Consider the following 20,066-nt stretch of genomic DNA (forward strand, 5'->3'; position numbering starts at 1 on the left):
TGCGTGATGATCGGTTCATGACGCATACGGACGACCGCCTCGCGGCGGACCCCTCGGACACGGCGACGGCCTCCTCGGGCACGGCAGGGACAGCGGACACGACCGGCACGGCGAACGCGGCGGACACCGCCGCCACGACGGACCCGGTCGGCACGGACACGGCGGACACAACGGACACGGACCCGGCCGGCTCCGGCGGGCCGGGGGCGAAGGAGGAGCTGCGGCTGCGCAAGCTGCGGGCCTGGCGTTCGGCCGAGCGGGTCCTGGACCGGCCGCCCGTGCACCTGCCGCTCGGCGAGCGGCTGGCCGCCCTCGCGGCGGAGGCCGGGACCGTCGCCGATCTGGACCGTCCCGCCGACGTCTACGGCGACGGCGTGGTCGCCGAGCTGGAGGAGCGGGTCGCCGAGCTGCTGGGCATGGAGGCGGCCGCGTTCTTCCCGACCGGGACGATGGCGCAGCAGGTCGCGCTGCGCTGCTGGGCCGGGCGGACCGGCGACTCCGCGGTGGCGCTGCACCCCCTGGCCCACCCCGAGGTGCACGAGGGCGGCGCCCTGGGAGCGGTGAGCGGGCTGCGCACCGTCCACCCGACGACCGAGCCCCGGCTGCCCACGGCGCGGGAGGTCCGTGACTTCGCCGAGCCGTTCGGCACGCTGATGCTGGAGCTGCCGCTGCGCGAAGCCGGTTTCGTCCTGCCCTCCTGGGAGGAGCTGGAGGCCGTGGTGGCGGCGGCGCGGGAACGCGACGCGGTGGTGCACTTCGACGGCGCGCGGCTGTGGGAGTGCCCCGCGCACTTCGGGCGGGAGCTGCCGGAGATCGCCGCGCTCGCGGACAGCGTGTACGTCTCGTTCTACAAGTCGCTGGGCGGGATCTCCGGGGCGGCGCTGGCCGGCTCCGAGTCGCTGATCGGGGAGGCCCGCGTCTGGCGTCACCGCTACGGCGGGCAGCTCTTCCAGCAGTTCCCGGCGGCGCTCGCCGCGCTGATCGGGCTGGACCGGGAGCTCCCCCGGCTGCCCGCGTACGCGGCACGGGCGAAGACGGTCGCCGGGGCGCTGGCCGAGGGCCTCTCGGCGGCCGGCGCGAGCTGGTTCCGGGTGCATCCGGAGCCGCCGCACACCCATCAGTTCCAGGTGTGGCTGCCGTACGGGGCGGACGCCCTGACGGAGGCGTCGGTGCGGCAGGCGGAGGAGACCGGCGTAGTGCTCTTCCGCAACTGGCGCCCCGCGCCCGCCGGGCCGCCCGGGGTGGCGTTCACCGAGGTCACGGTGGGGCCGGAAGGGCTGGAGTGGTCGGCGGAGGACGTACGGAAGGCGGCGGCGGACTTCCTGCGCCTGGTGACGCGCTCCTGACAGGCCGCGACCTGGTGACGCGCTCCTGACGGGCCGCGGGCCGTCCCGTCCCCGGCCCCCGGACACCGGCCGGCGCGCCCGCCGGGCTCACCGCACCGGCCGGGCGCGGCGGCCGGCGAGCGCCGTGCGCAGGGCCCGCAGCGCCGCCCGCCGCCGGCCGCGCGCCGGGCGGCCCGCGAGCACGGCCTCGAACCGGCGCAGGTCGCGGACCCCGCGCAGCACCTCCCAGTCGTGCCGGCCCGGCGTCGGCGGCGCCGGCTCGCCGCGCCGGGCCGCGCGGTAGCTGTCGTACATCTGCTGCTGAATGGCGTCCATGGCCTCAGCCTGGGCCGGGCCCGCCGGTTCGCCCCGTCATTTGACGAGCGCCGTCAAACGACGGGGGCCGTTCCGCGGACACCCCGCACCATGGAGGGGTGAGTGTGCACATCGACATCAAGGGGCTGACGCCCGAACGCATCGTCTTCGCGACCTCTCCCCTCGCCGAACTGGGCCTGGCCCTGCACGCCCTCTCCGAGCCCGGGCACCACCCGGGCATGCACGGCTGGGCGACCGCGACCGCCAGCGCGCTGGAGCCCGACCTGGCCGACCGGCTGCACGAGGCCGACTTCCTGTGGCGGCACACGTTCTCGGACGTCTTCATGGCGTTCGCCGGGATCCGCGACGGCTCGGGCAGGCCCGGCGCGAGCCTCGCCGAGGACCTGGACGTCCTCGACCGGATGGACGACGAGCGGTACGTCGCCGCCGCCCTGGAGTTCACCTGCACCAGCCTGTACGGGCTCGGCGCGCCCTCTCCGCTGGAGAACGCGACGATGCGCGCCCGCGCCCTGGAGATGGCGGCGGCCCGCGGACCCCGGCAGGTGGAGTTCACCCAGCAGCTGCTGACCGATCCCGCCACCGTGCGCCGCTGGGTCCGGCGTCTCTTCGAGGACTGCGACCAGGCGTTCTTCGCGGACACCTGGCAGCGGGTGCGGGTCCAGCTGGTGGCCGACGCCCGGCACAAGACGGACCTGCTGCGCCGCAAGGGGCTCGGCGAGGCGCTGGCGGCGGTGTCCCCGGCGCTGACCCTGGACGAGGCCGGGACCCTGATCAGCGCCGACAAGCTGTCCGACGGCCGGACCAGCGCGGTCGGCCCCGGGCTCACGCTCATCCCGTCCGCCTTCGGCTGGCCGCACCTCAACCTGCTGCACGCCCCGGGCTGGCGCCCGGTGATCCACTACCCGGTGCACCAGCCGGAGCTGCCCTCCGCCGCCTCCCTGGAGCTGCTCCAGCTGCGCATGGAGGCGCTGGCCCATCCGATGCGGATGCGCCTGTGCCGCCACCTCGCCCGTTCCGCGCACACGACCGGCGAACTGGCCGACACCCACGGCATCACGGCGCCCGAGGTCTCCCGGCACCTCGCGGCGCTGAAGAAGGCGGGCCTGGTCCTCACACGTCGGCGCGGCCGGTACGTGCTGCACCAGCTGGACCTGACCACGGTGGCCCGGCTCGGCAGCGACTTCCTGGAAGGCATCCTGCGCTGACGCCTGACGGCCGGGGCCGACACCTGACGGCTGACGGCCGGGACCGATGCCTGACGGCCGGGGCCGACACCTGACGGCTGACGGCCGGGGCCGATGCCTGACGGCCGGGGGCTGGGGGCTGACGGCCGGGACCGACGCCTGACGCCTGACGGCCGGGGCCGACGCCCGCCGCCGCACCGGCCCCGGCCGCCGCGCCGCACGCCCCGGCGGCCGTAGCGGTCAGCCCGCCCCGTTGCCGCCGGCCCGGACCAGGCCGGTCTCGTACGCGAGGACCACGACCTGCACCCGGTCCCGCAGGCCGAGCTTGGTGAGGATGCGGCCCACATGGGTCTTCACGGTCGCCTCGGAGAGCACCAGGCGTCCCGCGATCTCTCCGTTCGACAGGCCCTGCGCGACCAGCAGCATCACCTCGCGCTCGCGCTCGGTGAGCCTCCCGACGCCCGGGTGCTTCGGTTCGCTCGTGGCGCCCGGCAGCATCGGGGAGAAGCGGTCGAGCAGCCGGCGGGTGGTGGACGGGGCGACGACGGCGTCGCCGCTGTGCACGGCCCGGATGGCGGAGAGCAGCTCGGCGGGCGGCACGTCCTTGAGCATGAAGCCGCTGGCCCCGGCCTTCAGCCCGGAGAAGGCGTACTCGTCGAGGTCGAACGTGGTCAGGATGAGCACCTTGGGCGCGTCCGGCTGGGCGCAGATGCGGCGGGTGGCCTCGACCCCGTCCAGCCTCGGCATCCGGACGTCCATCAGCACCACGTCCACGGCGGTGGAGCGCAGGATGTCGATCGCCTCCGCGCCGTCGCCGGCCTCGGCCACGACCTCCATGTCCGGCTGGGCGGCGAGCACCATCCGGAAGCCGGTGCGCAGCAGCACCTGGTCGTCGACGAGCATCACGCGGATCGCCATGAGGGTTCTGTCTCCTGTCTGTCCCGCGTCATCCGGGGCGAAGGGGCGAAGGCTGGGATGGAACGGTGAAACGGTGAAACGGGCGGAGCGGGGCGAAGGCCGTGGTCAGTGGGCCGGCTTGAGCGGCAGCAGCGCGCTGATCCGGAACCCGCCGCCGGGCCGCGGCCCGGCGTCCAGCGTGCCGCCGACCATGCCGACCCGCTCGCGCATCCCGATCATCCCGTGTCCCGCGCCGTCGGCGCCGCCGTCCTCGTACATCTCGTGGGAGGCGCCCCGCCCGTCGTCCTCGACCAGCAGCCCGAGCCCGTCGTCGAAGTAGACCAGCCGCACGCTGGCCCCCGCGTCCGGGCCGCCGTGCTTGCGGGTGTTGGTCAGCGCCTCCTGCACGATGCGGTACGCGGTCAGCTCGACGCCGCTGGGCAGCGGTCGCGGCGTCCCCTCGATCTTGAAGTCGACGACCAGACCGGCCTTCCTGACCTGCTCGATCAGGACCTCGATCTGGCCCACGTCCGGCTGCGGCACGTACTCGCCGCTCTCCGGCGCGTCGCCGGTCCGCAGCACCCCGAGCAGCCGCCGCATCTCGGCCAGGGCCTGCCGCCCCGTGGTGGAGATGGTCTCCAGCGCCTGCTTGGCCTGGGCGGGCGCGGTGTCCATGACGTACGCCGCGCCGTCGGCCTGGACCACCATCACCGACACGTTGTGCGCGACGACGTCGTGGAGCTCGCGGGCGATGCGGGCCCGCTCGGCGGCCACCGCGACCTTCGACTGCGCCTCGCGCTCCCGCTCCAGCCGGGCGGCCCGCTCCTCCAGCTGGCTGAAGTAGGCGCGCCGGGTCCGCATCGAGTCGCCGAGCACCCAGGCGAGCACGAACGGCACGGTCATCACGGCGACCACGAAGATCTGCTGGGCCCACCCGCTCTGCTGGGTGTCCGCCGGCCAGCGCGCCTGCGCGAGCCCGGCCGCGCACAGGCTGCAGGCCAGCGCGAGCCGCGACGCCCAGCGCCGCCCCACCGCCGCCGCGGTGAACACGATCACCAGCAGCGCGAAGTCGACGATGCCGGGCACGAACCCGGTCACCAGTTGCACCAGTCCCGCCGCGATGGCCAGCACCAGCATCTTCTCCGGCGCGCGGCGGCGCAGCGCGACGACGGTGCACAGGGCGACGGCGACCAGCACGCCGACCGCCCGCTCCCCGGCGCTCGCCGGGGCCACCGCCAGCGACAGCCCGGAGAGCCCGAGGAGGAAGACGGCCCAGAAGGTGTCGACGCCCGTCGGGTGCCTGCGGAGGAAGTCGTAGAGGCGCTGCACGCAACCCAGCGTAGGGACAGGCGGAAGGTACCCGGGTCAGCCGAAGGGCCGATCCGGCCTGCGGGGCCGTACTCCCCAAGGTGGAGACTTGGAACGTGACGGGCGAGCGGGGCGAGTGGCGCGGGTGGCGGGAGGCGGCGCGGGCCGCCCTGTACGGGGACGGGGGCTTCTACCGGAGGCCGGAGGGACCGGCCGGTCACTTCCGCACCTCGGTGCACGCGTCCCCGCTGTTCGCCGCCGCCGTCGCCCGGCTGCTGGTGCGCACGGCGCGGGAGCTGGGCACGGACGCGGTCGATCTGGTGGACCTCGGGGCGGGACGCGGCGAGCTGTTGACGGGGGTGCTGGCGGGGCTGCCCGGCGAGGAGGGCGCCGAGGGGCTCGCGGTGCGGGCGTACGCCGTGGAGATCGCCGCCCGGCCGGACGGTCTCGATCCCCGGATCGAATGGTGCGCCGAACCGCCGTCGGAGGTCCGCGGTCTGCTGTTCGCCAACGAGTGGCTGGACAACGTCCCGGTCGACATCGCCGAGACCGACGCGGCCGGCGTCGACCGGTACGTCCTGGTCAGGGCGTCGGACGGGGCGGAGCGGCTGGGTGATCCGGTGACCGGGGCCGACGCGGAGTGGCTGCGCCGCTGGTGGCCGCCGTCCGGGCCGGGCGGCCGGGCGGAGATCGGCCGCCCGCGCGACGAGGCGTGGGCGCGGGCGGTGTCCACGCTGACCGGCGGGCTCGCGGTGGCGGTGGACTACGCCCATACGCGGGCCGCCCGGCCGCCCTTCGGGACACTCACCGGCTTCCGCTCCGGTCGCGAGGTGCGTCCCGTGCCGGACGGCAGCTGCGACCTCACCTCGCACGTGGCGCTGGACGCCTGCGCGGCGGCGGGGGGCGGGGCCTCCGGTCCGGGCCCCGGGGCCCGCCCCCTCGCGCCGGCCGAGGTGCTGACGCAGCGCGAGGCGCTGCGCCGGCTCGGCGTCGACGGCGGACGCCCGCCGCTCTCCCTGGCCTCGACCGACCCCGCGGCCTACGTACGGGCCCTGGCCGCCGCGGGCGAGGCGGCCGAGCTGACCGCCGGGGGCGGCCTGGGCGACTTCGGCTGGCTGATGCAGCGGGTGGGGCCGGAGTCTCCCGGGGCCTGAGCCCGGAACACGGGCCCCGCCCACCGCCCGCCCCGCGCCCCGCGTCGCCCGTCCCCGCGCCACCCGCCGCCCCGCCGCCCCGCCGCCCCGCCCGCTCAGGGAATACTGGCCGTATGACGGAGACGACGGTCGGCATCGGCGGCGCGGCGGAGAGCACCGACATGGTGCTCAACATCGGCCCTCAGCACCCCTCCACCCACGGCGTGCTCCGACTGCGCATCGTTCTCGACGGCGAGCGCGTCCAGCGCGCCGAACCGGTCATCGGCTACATGCACCGCGGCGCGGAGAAGCTGTTCGAGGCCCGCGACTACCGGCAGATCGTGATGCTGGCCAACCGCCACGACTGGCTCTCGGCGTTCTCCAACGAGCTGGGCGTCGTGATGGCCGTCGAGCGGATGCTGGGCATGGAGGTCCCGGAACGGGCGGTCTGGACGCGCACCCTGCTCGCCGAGCTGAACCGGGTCCTGAACCATCTGATGTTCCTCGGCTCCTATCCGCTGGAACTCGGCGGCATCACACCGGTGTTCTACGCGTTCCGCGAGCGCGAGGAGCTCCAGACGGTCATGGAGGAGGTCTCCGGCGGCCGGATGCACTACATGTTCAACCGGGTCGGCGGTCTCAAGGAGGACCTCCCCGCCGGCTGGCTCGGGCGCGCCCGGGACGCCGTCGCCGCGGTCCGGTCCCGGATGGACGTGTACGACGACCTGGTGCTCGGCAACGAGATCTTCCGGGGCCGCACCCGCGGGGTGGGGGTGCTGTCCGCCGCGACCGCGCACGCGTACGGGGTGTCCGGGCCGATCGCCCGCGCCTCGGGCGTCGACTTCGACCTGCGGCGCGACGAGCCGTACCTCGCGTACGGGGAGCTGGGCGACACCCTGAAGGTCGTCACCCGCGCCGAGGGCGACTGCCTGGCCCGCTTCGAGTGCCTGCTGGAGCAGACGCACAACTCCCTGGACCTGGCGGACGCCTGCCTGGACCGGATGGCGGGGCTGGCGCCCGGCCCGATCAACCAGCGGCTGCCCAAGGTGCTGAAGGCCCCCGAGGGCCACACCTACGCCTGGACCGAGAACCCGCTGGGCGTCAACGGCTACTACCTGGTGTCCAGGGGCGAGAAGACCCCGTACCGGCTGAAGCTCCGCTCCGCCTCGTACAACAACGTCCAGGTGCTGAGCGAGCTGCTGCCGGGCACCCTGGTCGCCGACATGGTGGCGATCCTGGGCTCGCTCTTCTTCGTGGTCGGCGACATCGACAAGTAGCCGGCGCCGCCGGTCTCCCGGCCCCCGGGCGGCCGGCGCCGGTACGCGGAACGGTCCGGGCCGCCCGTCCGCGGACGACGGGCGGCCCGGACCGGGCACGGCGTGAGGAGAAGGGCCCGGACGGCGCGGTCCGGGCCGCGCGGCTACGAGATCGCGGTGCGCAGCTCCACCATGTCCATCCGCTCCGTCTCGTCGTGCGCCGTCAGGTCGATGACCTTGCCGGCGGCCTGGTCCCCCGCCGCGCCCGTGCGGTGCGCGGCCAGGGCCTCCTCGCCCACCACGTCCGCGAGGTCCTCGTCCTGCACCGACTCGATCGCGGCGCGCTTCTTGTGCGTGCCGAAGAAGTCGAAGCCGCCCTGCGGGACCTGCCGGCGCCGGGGCGGCTCCGGGGGGACCGGGCCGGCGGGCGGCACGGGCCGGGCCGGGGTCAGCGCCGGCGGGCGGAGGTGCTCCGCCGAGGAGGCGTCGTCCGCGGCCTCCGGGCGTCCGCCGCGCCCCTCGTCCGTCGTCCCGGCCCGCTCCGCGGGCTCCCGCTTCCGGGTCTCCTCGGCGGCCCGCCGGGCCTCCTGGAGCGCCCGGTTGCGCGACAGGTCCTCCAGCGCCTGGGCGGCCCGCAGATAGGCACCCGGGGTCGGGGTGCTGCGCGCGGGCGGCAGCTCCCGGGGAGCGGTCGCTTCGAGCGCGAGCCGCCTGCGGCCCTCCAGCGCGCTGGCCCGCCCGGTCTCGGCGTTGGCGTACCGGCGCAGCAGCGCGGCGTGCTCGCCGCGCAGGTTGGCCAGCTCCACCCGCTTGCGCCGCAGCTTCGTCTCCAGCCGGGCGCGCAGCTCCCGCAGCTCCTCCAGATCGGTCTCCAGCTCGGCCACGCGCTCCTCGGCCCGCCATTCGTCCCCGGCCCGGGCCCGCTTCAGCTCCGCGATCCGTCGGCCCGCCTCCCGGTCCCAACGGCGCATCAGATACGCGCCGGTCACGGCGGCGGCCGCGGCGGCGGTCACCAGACCGCGCAGGACCAGGGGCTCGGCGAGCAGCCAGGCGCTCGCGGCACAGAGAACCGGGACTCCGGCGACGGCCGAAGGCGGAAGGATTCTGTGCAGCGGTGTCGAATGGCGATGACGTCCACGTGGCATGGCCTGAAATTTACCGTGTGTAGGAGGCACTTGGGGGGTCGCCCGGCAATCTGTTCCCGGCCGGTTACCTTACGAGTCGTCTTCCGGCCCCCTCTCGCCCCGAATCCTCACTTCCCTACGAGCTTCTCGGACCGCAGATAGTCCTTGGCGACATCGGCGGGCTTTGCGCGCTCCGCGTCGACCTTGCGGTTCAGTTCCGCGAGATCCTCCGTGGTCAGCACCTTGGTGATCTTGGCGAGCGCCTCCGCGACATCCGGTGAACCCGCGTCCTTCGCATTGACGACCGGCAGGACGTTGTCCGCGTTCTGGAGCTTCTTGTCGTCCTCCAGGAACACCAGCCCGTAGCTCTCCAGCACCGCGTCCGTGGTGGTGGTGAGGACCAGTTGGTCCTTGCCGTCCTTGACCGCCTGCTTGGACTGCGGCGTTCCCACTCCCTTGGGGTCGACGCCGGTGACATTGATGCCGTACGTCTTTTTCAGACCCGGCGCGCAGAACGGCCGCACCTCGCACTCGTCGCCCGCCGCGATCTTCACCGCGGTCTTCGACCTGCCCAGATCCGAAAGGGATGTGAGCTTGTGTTCGGCGGCGAATTCCTTGGTCACCGCGAAGGCGTTCTGGTCGACGGCCGCGCCGGCCGGGAGCACCTTCAGTCCGCGCGGCGCGGCGAGCTTCTCCAGCGCCGCGACCGTGGCGTCCGCGTCGCCCGAGGCCACCGGCTTCCGCGCGGCCTCCTTCGCCCCGTTCGTCTTCGCGTTGAGGAATTCCGCGAGCGTCGCGGCATATTCGGGGACGACATCGATCTCGCCCTTCTCCAGGGCGGGTTCGTAGAGTTCCCGGTTGTCCACGGTGGTGACCGAGGTGCGGTATCCGGCGTCGGCCAGGATCTGCGCGTACAGCTCGGCGAGCACCTTGGACTCGGTGAACGACGCGGCGCCGACGACGAGTGAACCCTTCTTGCCGGAACCACCGGAGGAATCCGCGCCGCTCCCGCTCTTCTCCAGACTGTCGCCGCCGCAGGCGGCGAGCGAGCCCGCCAGCGCGACGATGCCGATGACCGCGCCCGCTGTGCGCGAGGTCCTGCTCATGGTGTTCTCCGTCCACAGCACCGGGGCTGTACGAGAGGGGACAGGTTCGTAAGGGTGCGGCGGCGCCGCACCGGTGTGCCCGGGTCCGGGTCCGGGCCCAGGCACGGGCACGGGCACGGGCACGGGCACGGGCACGGGCACGGGCACGGGCACGGGCACGGGCACGGAACGCGCCGCCCCGCACCGGGGCGAGCGGGCGGCGCGGCCGTCATGCCGCCCCTCGGCGGCGGCGGGGCGACAGCGCCCGTTCCAGCACCGTCAGCGCCGCCTCCACCAGCAGGGCGAGCGCCGCGACCAGCAGCGCCCCGGCGACCACCTGGGGCGTGTCGTACGTGTGGAAACCGGCGGTGATGATCCGTCCGAGGCCGCCCTGTCCCGCCATCGCGGCGATCGTCGCCGTGGCGACCACCTGGACCGCGGCGGAACGCAGCCCGGTCATGATCATCGGCTGGGCGAGCGGGAGCTCGACCCGCAGGAACAGTTGCCGGCCGGACATGCCCATGCCGCGCGCGGCCTCGGTCACGGACCGGTCGACCTCTGTCATCCCGACGTAGGCGTTGGTGAGCAGCGGCGGCACGGCGAACAGCACCAGCGCGGTGATCGTCGGCAGATATCCGGCGTTGCGCAGCGGCGAGACCATGAAGAGGGCCAGCACGGCGAAGACCGGCACCGCCCGCCCGGCGTTGGAGACGTTGACGGCCGGCGCGCCGCCCTTCCCGATGTGGCCGAGGTACAGCGCGACGGGCAGCGCGATCGCGCAGGCGACGGCGAGCGCGACCCCGCTGACGTAGAGGTGCTCGACGAGCCGGTGGGCCGCCCCGCTCTCCCCCGTCCAGTTCGCCCCGGTGGTGAGCCAGGTCCACGCCTGACCGATGACCCCCATGGTTCAGACCGCCTTCGCCATGGCACCGCCGGGCCCGCCCGCGCCCGCGGCCCGCCCCGAGGCCTCCGCGCCCGCGCCCGGGCGCGGGGCGCGTATGCGGGTCCAGGGGGTCAGCAGGCGCTGGAGGCCCAGCAGCAGCAGATCGGCGGCGACCGCGAGCAGCACGCACAGCACCGAGGCGGTGAGCACCTGGGCCTTGAAGAAGCTGGGCAGGGCGTCCCCGATGAGGTTGCCGAGGCCGCCCCGGCCGACGATCGAGCCGACCGTCGTCAGGGCGATCGTGGAGACCGTGGCGATCCGCACGCCCGCCATCAGGGCGGGCGTCGCCAGCGGCAGCTCGACCTCCCACAGCAGCCGGACCGGCCCGTACCCCATGCCCCGGGCGGCCTCTCTGGCCTCCTGCGGAACGGCTTCGAGGCCCGCGAGGATGTTCCGGACGAGGATGGTCAGCGAATACAGCACCAGGCCGGTGACGACCAGCGCCGCGGACAGCCCGAAAAACGGCAGCAGCAGCGAGAACATGGCGAGCGAGGGCACCGTGTAGAGCACCGTGGTCAGCCCGAGGACCGGTCCGGCGAAACGGCGGCCGCGGCGGGCCAGCAACGCCAGCGGAAATGCCACCAGCAACCCGATCAGCACCGAGACCGCGGTGATCCAGATGTGCTGAATCGTCGCGTCCGTCAACTCCTGGCTGCGGGAACGGAGATATTCCCCGCAGATCCAGTCGTTCGTCACCATGCAGTTCCGCGCGGCGGCCATCCGTCCCCCTCCTCCCGTTCACCGCCCCGTGCCGAAGCACCGGAGTACCGAAGTGCCGGACGCCGAAGCGCCGGATTTCCCGAGCACCGGAGCACCCGGGACCGAAGCGCCGGGACACCCCGGGCAGCGGCGTTCCACGACCCTATCCCCGACCACTGACACTCGCGAGGCCGTTGTATTCCGGCAACATGTCCTTCACACAACGCCCTCGACAACCCGCGGCCACCCCCGACAATGGGGAACCATGATCCGTTTCGAGCACGTCACCAAGCGGTACGCGGACGGCACCACCGCCGTCGACGACCTTTCCTTCGAGGTCGCGAAGGGCGAACTGGTCACGCTCGTCGGACCGTCGGGCTGCGGCAAGACGACCACGATGAAGATGGTGAACCGGCTGATCGAGCCGACCGAGGGCCGGATATTCCTCGACGGGGACGACATATCCGCCATCGACCCGGTCCGGCTGCGCCGTCGTATCGGGTACGTGATCCAGCAGGTGGGCCTGTTCCCGCACCGCACGATCCTGGAAAACACCGCGACGGTCCCTCATCTCCTGGGCTGGAAACGGGGAAAGGGCCGCGCCCGCGCCGCGGAACTCCTCGACCTCGTCGGACTTGATCCCTCCGTTTATGGCGACCGCTATCCGGAACAGCTCTCCGGCGGTCAGCGCCAACGCGTCGGCGTCGCCCGGGCCCTGGCCGCCGACCCGCCGGTGCTGCTGATGGACGAGCCTTTCGGCGCGGTCGATCCCGTCGTACGGGAACGGCTGCAGAACGAATTCCTGAAACTCCAGGCGCGGGTCCGCAAAACCGTCCTGTTCGTCACGCACGACATCGAGGAGGCGGTCCGGCTCGGCGACCGGATCGCCGTCTACGGACAGGGCGCGATCGAGCAGTTCGACTCCCCGGCGACCGTGCTCGGCGCGCCCGCCACCCCTTATGTCGCGGACTTCGTCGGCGCCGACCGCGGTCTCAAGCGGCTCTCCGTGACCCCCGTCGAGGAGGGCGACCTCGACCAGCCGCCCGTCGTCCATCTCGACGACTCGCTGGAGCGGGCGACCGAGCGGCTGCGGGCCGAGGGGGCGCGCTGGGCGGTGGTGCTGGACGGTCAGGACAACCTGCACGGCTGGATCCCGGCCGACCACCCCGCCGCGGCCGCCCGATCCGGTTCCGGTTCCGGTTCCGGAGGCACGGTACGGGCCCACGCCCGGCGGATGGAGGCGTGGCTTCCGGTCGGCGCCCCGCTCAAGCAGGCGTTCGCCACCATGCTCCAGCACGACGCGGGCTGGATCGCCGTCATCGACGAGGAGGGCGACGGTCGGTTCCTCGGCGTGCTCACCCCGGCCCGGCTGCACGAGGCGCTGCGCCGTTCCATCGACGCGGACGCCCAGGACGTGCCGCGCACCGAGGTGGCCGTCGAATCCGTGGCGAACCTGACCGGTCCGGCCGCGCGCTGACGGTGCGGCGCCCCGGCGCCGCGAGCGACCTCCGCCGTCCCCCTGACGGCCCCCGGCCGCCGCGCGAGAGCCCCCGGCCGGGCGGTCCGCCGGGGCGGCTCAGTTCTCGCTGAGCCGGCTGCTCATCCAGTCCAGGGCCGAGGGGATCTCGCGCCGCCAGGTGTTGAAGTTGTGCCCGCCGCTGTCGAGCACGATCGACGAGACCTGGGCGGGCGCCTTGACCCGGGCGATGAACTGCTGCGTGGAGCGGTAGTTCCCCTCGCCCTGCCGGGAGGTCGTGACCAGGAAGGAGGAGTCGGGCTGCGGCAGGTGACGCAGGCTCCACAGCAGGTTCGCCCGCTCGCGCGCCTTCTGGTCGCCCTGGAAGAGGTCGCCGGTCGTCGGGTCCTCGGCGGCCTTGTAGTACGCGGAGAGTCCGGCGCTGGCCGCGAACCGGTCCGGGTGGTGCAGCCCTATCTTCAGGGCGCAGTAGCCGCCGGTCGAGTTGCCCATGATGCCCCAGTTGCGCGCCTCGGCGCCGACCCGGTACGCCTCCGAGACCGCGCGCGGCAGATCGTCCGCGAAGAAGGTCTCGGTCTGCGGCCCGCCCTTGATGTCCACGCACTCGGTGTCCCGCGGCGGCGCCACCGTCGGACGCAGCATCACCAGGATCATCGGCTGGGCGCGGCCGGCCTTCACCCGGGCGTGCGCCGTCTGGGGGTACCGCAGGCCCTTGAGGAGGTTCTCCGACACGCCCGGGTATCCCGTGAGCACGACGACCGCGGGGAACTTCCGCCGGGCGTAGGCGGGCTGGAAGTACTCCGGCGGCAGGTACACGTACGCCGAGCTCTCTATCTTCGACTTCCGGCCCGCGATCACGACCTTGTCTATCCGCCCGCCGGTGGCGGGGCGCAGACTGCCCGGCACCCCCGAGTGCTGGGTGCCGACCAGGACGATGTTCCGGGCCTGCGCCGCCCCGTCCGCGTGGTCCGTGACCACGCCGAGCTCCTGCTCCTGACCGAACAGGTCGGACCAGGAACCGTAGAAGAGGAACGAGTTGTTGGCGACCAGACCGACCGAGACGAAGAGCATCACCTGGGTCACCAGGAGCAGGCCGATCCTGCCGAACACGGCGGACGCGCCGCGTCGGGCCAGCTTCGGCCAGAGCCAGACCGTGGCGGCGAAGGAGATTGCGGCCAGCGCAATGGCCAGGGCCAGAAGCGTCGTGCTGGTGAGACCCATGGGTTGAGCTTTCTTGTCCGGAAATTTCCTGTGCGCGGGTAAACCTGCCGCGCGGAAGCCTCGTCCTACAGTTCGCACATCGTCCGGAAGCCCTCGGCCGAAGGACTCAGGAATCTCTCGCGGAACCACGGGAAGCGATGTCTGTCACGCTAGATGGGGATAAATCACGATCGGTTCCGAGCCCCGTACGCAAGTTCGTACGCGGCCCGCGGCCCGAGTCCGTGCCTAAGCTGATCGGAACCGCCTGCACCGTCGTCGGCCTGATCGATGTCGCCGCGGGCGTCTTCCCCCGCTTCCGGCACAGCCGGATGCACACGCTCGCCGAGGTGCTCCCCGGCGCCCTCGGCCCGTTCGCCGCCGCCCTCTCCCTGAGCGCCGGCGTCCTGCTGCTGCTCCTCGCCCATGGTCTCAAGCGGCGCAAGCGGCGGGCCTGGCGGGCCGCCGTCCTGCTGCTGCCGGCCGGCGCCCTGGCGCAGTTCCTCTACCGGCACTCGGTCGTCGGCACCCTCATCTCGCTGGCGCTGTGCGTCCTGCTGGTCCGCAACCGCGGCGAGTTCGCCGCGCTGCCCGACCCCAGGAGCCGCTGGCGGGCCCTGGCCAACTTCGTGCTGCTGGCCGCGGGCTCGATGGGCCTGGGGCTGGTCATCGTCAGCGCCCACCCCGGCCGGATCGTGGGCAGCCCCAGCGTCGCGGACCGGCTCCAGCACGTGCTGTACGGCCTGTTCGGCGTCGAGGGCCCGATGGAGTACGCCGGTGACACCTCCTGGACCGTGGGGTACTCGCTCGGCGCGCTCGGCCTGCTGACCGCCGTCACCACCATCTACCTGGCCTTCCGCCCCGAGCGCCCGGCCGCCCGCCTCACCGAGGACGACGAGGCCCGGCTGCGCGCCCTGCTGGAGAAGCACGGCGGCCGGGACTCGCTCGGCCACTTCGCGCTCCGCCGCGACAAGGCCGTCGTCTTCTCCCCCAGCGGCAAGGCCGCCGTCTGCTACCGGGTCGTGTCCGGCGTGATGCTGGCGAGCGGCGACCCGATCGGGGACGTCGAGGCGTGGCCGGGCGCCATCGAGCGCTTCATGGACGAGGCCAGGGCCCACTCCTGGACTCCCGCCGTGATGGGCTGCGGCGAGACCGGCGGCGAGGTCTGGACCCGCGAGACCGGTCTCGACGCGCTGGAGCTGGGCGACGAGGCGGTGGTGGACGTCGCGGATTTCTCGCTCGCCGGGCGCGCGATGCGCAACGTACGCCAGATGGTGAAGCGCATTGAACGCCTCGGCTACGAGACCCGGGTCCGGCGCGCCCGGGACATCGACGAGGACGAGCTGGAGCGCATCCGGCGGGCCGCCGACGACTGGCGCGGCACCGACACCGAGCGCGGCTTCTCCATGGCGCTGGGCCGGATCGGCGACCCGGCCGACGGGGACTGCGTCATCGCCACCGCCCACAAGCCCGGCGACGGCGACGACGACTCCCCGTACGGCGACCTGAAGGCCGTGCTCCACTTCGTCCCGTGGGGCCGCGACGGCATGTCCCTCGACCTGATGCGCCGTGACCGCTCCGCCGACCCCGGCATGAACGAGCTGCTGATCGTCGCCGCCCTCCAGGCCGCCCCCCAGCTGTCCGTCGAACGGGTCTCGCTGAACTTCGCGATGTTCCGCTCGGTGCTCGCCCGCGGCGAGAAGCTGGGCGCGGGCCCGGTGCTGCGGCTCTGGCGCGGACTGCTGATCTTCCTGTCCCGCTGGTTCCAGATCGAGTCGCTGTACAAGTTCAACGCCAAGTTCCGGCCCCGCTGGGAGCCGCGCTTCGTGGTCTACCGCGCCGCCGGCGACCTGCCCCGGATCTCGCTGGCCGCCATGCAGGCCGAGGGCTTCGTGAACCTGGCGCTGCCCCGGCCGTTCGCCCGCCGGTTCCCCCGCCCGCAGCCGCGCCCCTGCGCCCATACCGGGATTCCGGAGCAGGAGCGGCACACCCGCGCCGCGTAACGGGGCGCCGCGCGGGGCCTGGCCAGGCCCTGTCTTCGGGTCCGTCCCGTCGCCCGCCGGGGACGCCGGACCAGCCCTTAGGCTGGTCGCATGAGCACGTTGCGTGGACGGGACGGCCGGGGCACGGTCCTGGGGCTGCCGGAGTGGGACCGCTGCGCGGTCATGGGCGTCGTGAACGTGACCCCGGACTCCTTCTCCGACGGTGGCCGCTGGTTCGACACCGCGACCGCGGTCAAGCACGGCCTCGACCTGGTCGCCCAGGGCGCCGACCTGATCGACGTCGGCGGCGAGTCGACCAGGCCCGGCGCCAGCCGGGTGGACGCCTCGGAGGAGCTGCGGCGCGTGATCCCGGTGGTCCGGGGCCTGGCCGCCGAGGGCGTCCTGGTCTCCGTGGACACCATGCGGGCGAAGGTCGCCGAGGAGGCGGTCGCGGCCGGCGCGGTCCTGGTCAACGACGTGAGCGGCGGCCTCGCCGACCCGGCCATGGTCGAGGTCGTCGCCGCGTCCGGGGCGCCGTTCGTCGTCATGCACTGGCGCGGTTTCAGCGAGTCGATGAACAGCCGCGCGGTGTACCGGGACGTGGTCGCGGAGGTCGTCCGGGAGCTGCGGGAGCGGATGGACGCCGTGGTCGCGGGCGGTGTCGCCCCGGAACGGATCGTCATCGACCCCGGCCTCGGCTTCGCCAAGGACGCCGCCCACGACCTGGCCCTGGTCGCCCACCTCGACGAGCTGCGCGCCCTGGGCCGCCCGCTGCTGGTCGCCGCCTCCCGCAAGCGTTTCCTCGGCCATGTGCTGGCGGGCGAGGGCGCCGCCCCGCCGCCCGCCCGGGAGCGGGACGCCGCCACCGCTGCGGTCTCCGCCCTCTCCGCCCACGCGGGCGCCTGGGCGGTCCGGGTCCACGAGGTGCGGGCCACGGCCGACGCCGTGCGGGTCGCCCGCGCCGTCGAGGGCGCCGCGTGACCGGGCCCCGCGACGACCACGCGGCGGCGGCCGCCGACATCGCTGCCGTCGAGCAGGCCAACACCGCCTTCTACGAGGCGATGGAACGCGGCGACCTGGACGGGCTCTCCGCGCTGTGGCTGCCGGGCGAGGACCTCATCGTCTCCTGCGTCCACCCCGGCTGGCCGGTGCTCACCGGGCGCGGCGAGGTGCTGCGCAGTTACGCCCTGATCATGGCCAACACCGAGTACATCCAGTTCTTCCTGACCGACGTCACGGTCTCGATGACCGGCGACATCGCCCTGGTGACCTGCACGGAGAACATCCTCAGCGGCGGGCCGGCGGAGGACGGCGGCGCGCTCGGGCCGCTGGTCGGCCAGCTGGTCGTGGCCACCAACGTGTTCCGGCGCACCCCGGACGGCTGGCGGCTCTGGTCCCACCACGGCTCGCCGGTCCTGACCGAGTCGGACGAGGACGAGGACGAGGACGACGAGACCACCCCCTGACCGGCCGGACCGGCCCCTGACCGCCCAGTCCGGCCGGACGAACCGGGCGAGTCCGGGCGAACCGTCCCGTCCCCCGCCGTCCTCCCGCCCGTTCCCCGCCGTCCTTCCGCCGTCCTTCCGCCGTCCTCCCGCCCGTCCCCCGCCGCCCGGACCGATATATCTCACGTCGCCCGGAGGGTTGGAATCCACTGCTGCGGGTAAAAGCGGCTACCAGTCCCGTGAGGTTCTGTCCATAGCCCCCACGGGGGAGCACTGTCAGTGCTCGCAGGTAGATTCGAAAGAGAGCACCTCGCCGTCCGCACACGGCCCCGTGTCTCTACGCCCGACGACAGCAGGAGTGATTCGCGTGGATCGTGTCGCGCTGCGCGGCCTCAAGGCCCGTGGGCACCATGGCGTCTTCCCCCGGGAACGCGAAGAGGGCCAGACCTTCATCGTGGACGTGGTGCTCGGCCTGGACATCCGCCCCGCGGCCGCCTCCGACGACCTGACCAAGACGGTGCACTACGGCATCGTCGCCGAGGAGGTCGTCGAGGTCGTCCGGGGCGAACCGGTCGATCTGATCGAGACGCTCGCGGAGCGCATCGCCCAGACATGCCTCAAGCACGAAGGAGTCGAGGAAGTGGAGGTGGTGGTGCACAAGCCGGACGCGCCGATCACCGTCCCCTTCGACGATGTGACCATCACGATCACCCGGAGCCGAGTATGACTGGTTTTTCCACCACCGGGCAGAGCGACCCGACCGTACAGCCGGTTCCCGCCTCCGTGGTCGCGCAGGTGGACGCCGCCGACAGCACCCTGTCCAACCCCAAACGCGCCGTGCTCTCGCTGGGGTCCAATCTCGGCAACCGCCTGGACACCCTCCAGGGGGCCATAGACGCCCTGGAGGACACGCCGGGTCTCCGGGTCAAGGCCGTGTCGCCGGTGTACGAGACGGAGCCCTGGGGCGTCGCCCCCGGCTCCCAGCCCTCGTACTTCAACGCGGTGGTCGTGGTGAAGACGACGCTCCCCCCGTCCTCGCTCCTGGAGCGCGGTCAGGCCATCGAGGAGGCGTTCGATCGGGTCCGCTCGGAGCGCTTCGGCCCGCGCACCATCGACGTCGACATCGTGACGTACGCGGACGTCGTCTCCGACGACCCGGAGCTGACCCTCCCCCACCCGCGAGCCCATCAGCGGGCCTTCGTCCTCGCCCCGTGGCACGACATCGAACCGGACGCGCAGCTGCCCGGCGCCGGTCCCGTCGCGGAGCTGCTGGCCGCCGTCGGGCGGGACGGCGTGCAGCCCCGCGCCGACCTGGAACTCCGTCTGCCCGAGTAGTCGTTAGGCTCGACGGCGACAAGGACCACGGGCGGCGAAGGGCGGATCACTCGGTGAAGCAACTACGGCTCGGGGTACTCATCGGCCTCTTCGTCGCGGCCGGGGTGCTCTCCTGGGGCGGCGCGCGCCTCTGGGACTCCCTGGGCAACCTGCCGAGCGTCCCCCTCGCCGCGCCGATCGTGCTCGCGGTGATCGCCGCCGTGCTGTTCGCGACGACGCTCTCCATCCGTTCCCGGCTGCGCGCCCAGCGCGAGCGCCGGCCGGGCGCCAAGGGCGTCGAGCCCCTGATGGCGGCGCGGGCGGTCGTCTTCGGCCAGGCCAGCGCGCTGGTCGTCGCCCTGGTCTCCGGGATGTACGGCGGCACGGGCGTCTTCCTGCTCGGCTCCCTCGACGTCCCGGCCCGCCGTGACCAGGCGATCTACGCCGGCCTCGCGGTCCTGGCCGGCATCGCGGTGGTCGTCGCCGCCCTCTGGCTGGAGCGCGTCTGCAAGCTCCCGGAGGACGAGAACGGCGACGGAAGCCGCTCCTCCGCGTAACGGCCGGGGGCCGCGGACCGGGGCCGGGGGCACCGCCCCCCGCTCGGCCCCCGGCCCCTGGCTCCCGGCCTCCGGCTCAGCGCGCCAGTATCAGGCTCATCGCCTCGGCCCGGGTCGACGCGTCGCGCAGCTGGCCGCGCACCGCCGAGGTCGTCGTCTTCGCGCCGGGCTTGCGAATGCCCCGGACGGACATGCACATGTGCTCCGCCTCGATGACCACGATCGCGCCCCGCGCCTCCAGGATGCGCATCAGCGAGTCCGCGATCTGCGTGGTCAGCCGCTCCTGCACCTGCGGCCGGCGGGCGAAGACGTCGACCAGGCGGGCGAGCTTCGACAGCCCCGTGATCTTGCCGCTCTCCGCGGGGATGTAGCCGACGTGGGCCACCCCGTGGAACGGGAGCAGATGGTGCTCGCAGAGGCTGACGATCTCGATGTCCCGCACCAGGACCATCTCGTCGTGCCCCAGGTCGAACGTCGTGGTCAGGACGTCCTCGGGCTCCTGCCGCAGACCTGCCAGGATCTCCTTGTACGCCCGCGCCACCCGCCCCGGCGTCTCGCGCAGCCCCTCACGGTCCGGGTCCTCGCCCACGGCGAGGAGGAGTTCGCGCACGGCCGCCTCGGCCCGCTTCTCGTCGAACTCGCCGATCGGCCCCTGGCCGTCCAACGTCACCGGGTCGGTCATCTGTGCCTCGTTCCTCTGAGCTGTCACCCGCACACACTTCTCATACGGTCGCATCTCGTACGGTCGTACGAAAATGCCGCGCCTCCACAGGCTAGAACCTGCGAAGGCGCGGCATCCATTCC

General features: G+C 73.3%; 20 protein-coding genes. 11 read left to right on the top strand and 9 right to left on the bottom strand.

The genetic code is table 11. The features are described from left to right. Positions 1-17 precede the first annotated feature (17 nt). Positions 18-1,346: a threonine aldolase family protein gene (locus WA762_RS24195; protein WP_335938308.1), complete on the top strand. Its 1,329-nt coding sequence runs from the start codon at positions 18-20 to the stop codon at positions 1,344-1,346. An 87-nt stretch (positions 1,347-1,433) separates the two neighbouring features. On the opposite strand, the gene WA762_RS24200 is transcribed toward WA762_RS24195, so the two are convergent. Next, positions 1,434-1,661 (bottom strand): hypothetical protein, encoded by a 228-nt coding sequence (locus tag WA762_RS24200; RefSeq protein ID WP_335938310.1) that lies wholly within the window; start codon positions 1,659-1,661, stop codon positions 1,434-1,436. Between the two features lie 104 nt (positions 1,662-1,765). Between WA762_RS24200 and WA762_RS24205 the strand changes: the two genes are divergently transcribed. After that, a complete protein-coding gene (locus tag WA762_RS24205) occupies positions 1,766-2,866 on the top strand; it encodes a DUF5937 family protein (protein ID WP_335938368.1) in 1,101 nt (366 codons plus the stop codon). A 219-nt stretch (positions 2,867-3,085) separates the two neighbouring features. On the opposite strand, the gene WA762_RS24210 is transcribed toward WA762_RS24205, so the two are convergent. Both WA762_RS24210 and WA762_RS24215 read right to left on the bottom strand, forming a co-directional pair. Beyond that, the gene (locus tag WA762_RS24210) at positions 3,086-3,763 is read right to left on the bottom strand and encodes a response regulator transcription factor (RefSeq protein ID WP_335938312.1); all 678 of its coding nucleotides are present in this window, start codon (positions 3,761-3,763) and stop codon (positions 3,086-3,088) included. Between the two features lie 105 nt (positions 3,764-3,868). Beyond that, positions 3,869-5,071 carry a sensor histidine kinase gene (locus WA762_RS24215; RefSeq protein WP_335938315.1) on the bottom strand — a complete coding sequence of 401 codons (1,203 nt, stop codon included), beginning with the start codon at positions 5,069-5,071 and terminating at the stop codon, positions 3,869-3,871. 80 nt (positions 5,072-5,151) lie between these two features. Between WA762_RS24215 and WA762_RS24220 the strand changes: the two genes are divergently transcribed. Beyond that, positions 5,152-6,204, top strand: coding sequence for an SAM-dependent methyltransferase (locus WA762_RS24220; protein WP_335938317.1), 1,053 nt, complete (start codon positions 5,152-5,154; stop codon positions 6,202-6,204). A gap of 113 nt (positions 6,205-6,317) precedes the next feature. After that, positions 6,318-7,460 (top strand): NADH-quinone oxidoreductase subunit D, encoded by a 1,143-nt coding sequence (locus tag WA762_RS24225; RefSeq protein ID WP_335938319.1) that lies wholly within the window; start codon positions 6,318-6,320, stop codon positions 7,458-7,460. A 143-nt stretch (positions 7,461-7,603) separates the two neighbouring features. Here the strand turns inward: WA762_RS24225 and WA762_RS24230 are convergent, their stop codons facing one another. From WA762_RS24230 to WA762_RS24245, 4 genes are all read right to left on the bottom strand, one after another. Next, positions 7,604-8,584 (bottom strand): hypothetical protein, encoded by a 981-nt coding sequence (locus WA762_RS24230; RefSeq protein WP_335938320.1) that lies wholly within the window; start codon positions 8,582-8,584, stop codon positions 7,604-7,606. A gap of 107 nt (positions 8,585-8,691) precedes the next feature. Continuing rightward, on the bottom strand, positions 8,692-9,669 hold the full coding sequence (locus tag WA762_RS24235; RefSeq protein WP_335938321.1) for an ABC transporter substrate-binding protein: 978 nt from the start codon (positions 9,667-9,669) through the stop codon (positions 8,692-8,694). A 208-nt stretch (positions 9,670-9,877) separates the two neighbouring features. Next, a complete protein-coding gene (locus WA762_RS24240; RefSeq protein WP_335938322.1) occupies positions 9,878-10,552 on the bottom strand; it encodes an ABC transporter permease in 675 nt (224 codons plus the stop codon). 3 nt (positions 10,553-10,555) lie between these two features. Next, a complete protein-coding gene (locus WA762_RS24245; protein ID WP_335938323.1) occupies positions 10,556-11,311 on the bottom strand; it encodes an ABC transporter permease in 756 nt (251 codons plus the stop codon). 244 nt (positions 11,312-11,555) lie between these two features. Here WA762_RS24245 and WA762_RS24250 point away from each other — a divergent pair, with 244 nt between their 5' ends. Continuing rightward, complete coding sequence (locus WA762_RS24250; RefSeq protein ID WP_335938325.1) at positions 11,556-12,767, top strand: ABC transporter ATP-binding protein; 1,212 nt, start codon at positions 11,556-11,558, stop codon at positions 12,765-12,767. A 99-nt stretch (positions 12,768-12,866) separates the two neighbouring features. Here WA762_RS24250 and WA762_RS24255 read toward each other — a convergent pair whose 3' ends face one another. Then, complete coding sequence (locus WA762_RS24255; RefSeq protein WP_335938327.1) at positions 12,867-13,988, bottom strand: alpha/beta hydrolase; 1,122 nt, start codon at positions 13,986-13,988, stop codon at positions 12,867-12,869. Positions 13,989-14,125: 137 nt separating this feature from the next. Here WA762_RS24255 and WA762_RS24260 point away from each other — a divergent pair, with 137 nt between their 5' ends. From WA762_RS24260 to WA762_RS24285, 6 genes are all read left to right on the top strand, one after another. Then, on the top strand, positions 14,126-15,967 hold the full coding sequence (locus tag WA762_RS24260; protein WP_335938329.1) for a phosphatidylglycerol lysyltransferase domain-containing protein: 1,842 nt from the start codon (positions 14,126-14,128) through the stop codon (positions 15,965-15,967). A 90-nt stretch (positions 15,968-16,057) separates the two neighbouring features. Further along, positions 16,058-16,927 (top strand): dihydropteroate synthase, encoded by an 870-nt coding sequence (gene folP / locus WA762_RS24265; protein ID WP_443080660.1) that lies wholly within the window; start codon positions 16,058-16,060, stop codon positions 16,925-16,927. Further along, positions 16,924-17,412: a nuclear transport factor 2 family protein gene (locus WA762_RS24270; RefSeq protein WP_335938331.1), complete on the top strand. Its 489-nt coding sequence runs from the start codon at positions 16,924-16,926 to the stop codon at positions 17,410-17,412. The genes folP and WA762_RS24270 overlap by 4 nt, the downstream gene beginning before the upstream one ends. Positions 17,413-17,758: 346 nt before the next feature. After that, positions 17,759-18,118, top strand: a complete 360-nt coding sequence (gene folB / locus WA762_RS24275) for a dihydroneopterin aldolase (protein ID WP_335938332.1) — start codon at positions 17,759-17,761, stop codon at positions 18,116-18,118. After that, a complete protein-coding gene (gene folK / locus WA762_RS24280) occupies positions 18,115-18,726 on the top strand; it encodes a 2-amino-4-hydroxy-6-hydroxymethyldihydropteridine diphosphokinase (RefSeq protein ID WP_335938334.1) in 612 nt (203 codons plus the stop codon). Before folB ends, folK begins: the two co-directional genes overlap by 4 nt. Before the next feature lie 53 nt (positions 18,727-18,779). Further along, the gene (locus WA762_RS24285; RefSeq protein ID WP_335938335.1) at positions 18,780-19,262 is read left to right on the top strand and encodes a DUF3180 domain-containing protein; all 483 of its coding nucleotides are present in this window, start codon (positions 18,780-18,782) and stop codon (positions 19,260-19,262) included. A 76-nt stretch (positions 19,263-19,338) separates the two neighbouring features. Here the strand turns inward: WA762_RS24285 and folE are convergent, their stop codons facing one another. Next, positions 19,339-19,944, bottom strand: a complete 606-nt coding sequence (folE, locus tag WA762_RS24290) for a GTP cyclohydrolase I FolE (protein ID WP_335938336.1) — start codon at positions 19,942-19,944, stop codon at positions 19,339-19,341. Between the last annotated feature and the right edge of the window lie 122 nt (positions 19,945-20,066).

This window comes from Streptomyces tyrfis (genome assembly GCF_037034285.1).
Classification (GTDB): Bacteria; Actinomycetota; Actinomycetes; order Streptomycetales; family Streptomycetaceae; genus Streptomyces.

What these genes read in the sequence shown, in the direction of transcription:
- WA762_RS24195 (WP_335938308.1), top strand. Translation starts at nt 18, where the DNA reads ATGACGCATACGGACGACCGCCTCGCGGCGGACCCCTCGGACACGGCG.
- WA762_RS24200 (WP_335938310.1), bottom strand. Translation starts at nt 1,661, where the DNA reads ATGGACGCCATTCAGCAGCAGATGTACGACAGCTACCGCGCGGCCCGG.
- WA762_RS24210 (WP_335938312.1), bottom strand. Translation starts at nt 3,763, where the DNA reads ATGGCGATCCGCGTGATGCTCGTCGACGACCAGGTGCTGCTGCGCACC.
- WA762_RS24225 (WP_335938319.1), top strand. Translation starts at nt 6,318, where the DNA reads ATGACGGAGACGACGGTCGGCATCGGCGGCGCGGCGGAGAGCACCGAC.
- WA762_RS24230 (WP_335938320.1), bottom strand. Translation starts at nt 8,584, where the DNA reads ATGCCACGTGGACGTCATCGCCATTCGACACCGCTGCACAGAATCCTT.
- WA762_RS24235 (WP_335938321.1), bottom strand. Translation starts at nt 9,669, where the DNA reads ATGAGCAGGACCTCGCGCACAGCGGGCGCGGTCATCGGCATCGTCGCG.
- WA762_RS24240 (WP_335938322.1), bottom strand. Translation starts at nt 10,552, where the DNA reads ATGGGGGTCATCGGTCAGGCGTGGACCTGGCTCACCACCGGGGCGAAC.
- WA762_RS24245 (WP_335938323.1), bottom strand. Translation starts at nt 11,311, where the DNA reads ATGGCCGCCGCGCGGAACTGCATGGTGACGAACGACTGGATCTGCGGG.
- WA762_RS24250 (WP_335938325.1), top strand. Translation starts at nt 11,556, where the DNA reads ATGATCCGTTTCGAGCACGTCACCAAGCGGTACGCGGACGGCACCACC.
- WA762_RS24255 (WP_335938327.1), bottom strand. Translation starts at nt 13,988, where the DNA reads ATGGGTCTCACCAGCACGACGCTTCTGGCCCTGGCCATTGCGCTGGCC.
- WA762_RS24260 (WP_335938329.1), top strand. Translation starts at nt 14,126, where the DNA reads ATGTCTGTCACGCTAGATGGGGATAAATCACGATCGGTTCCGAGCCCC.
- folP (WP_443080660.1), top strand. Translation starts at nt 16,058, where the DNA reads ATGAGCACGTTGCGTGGACGGGACGGCCGGGGCACGGTCCTGGGGCTG.
- folK (WP_335938334.1), top strand. Translation starts at nt 18,115, where the DNA reads ATGACTGGTTTTTCCACCACCGGGCAGAGCGACCCGACCGTACAGCCG.
- folE (WP_335938336.1), bottom strand. Translation starts at nt 19,944, where the DNA reads ATGACCGACCCGGTGACGTTGGACGGCCAGGGGCCGATCGGCGAGTTC.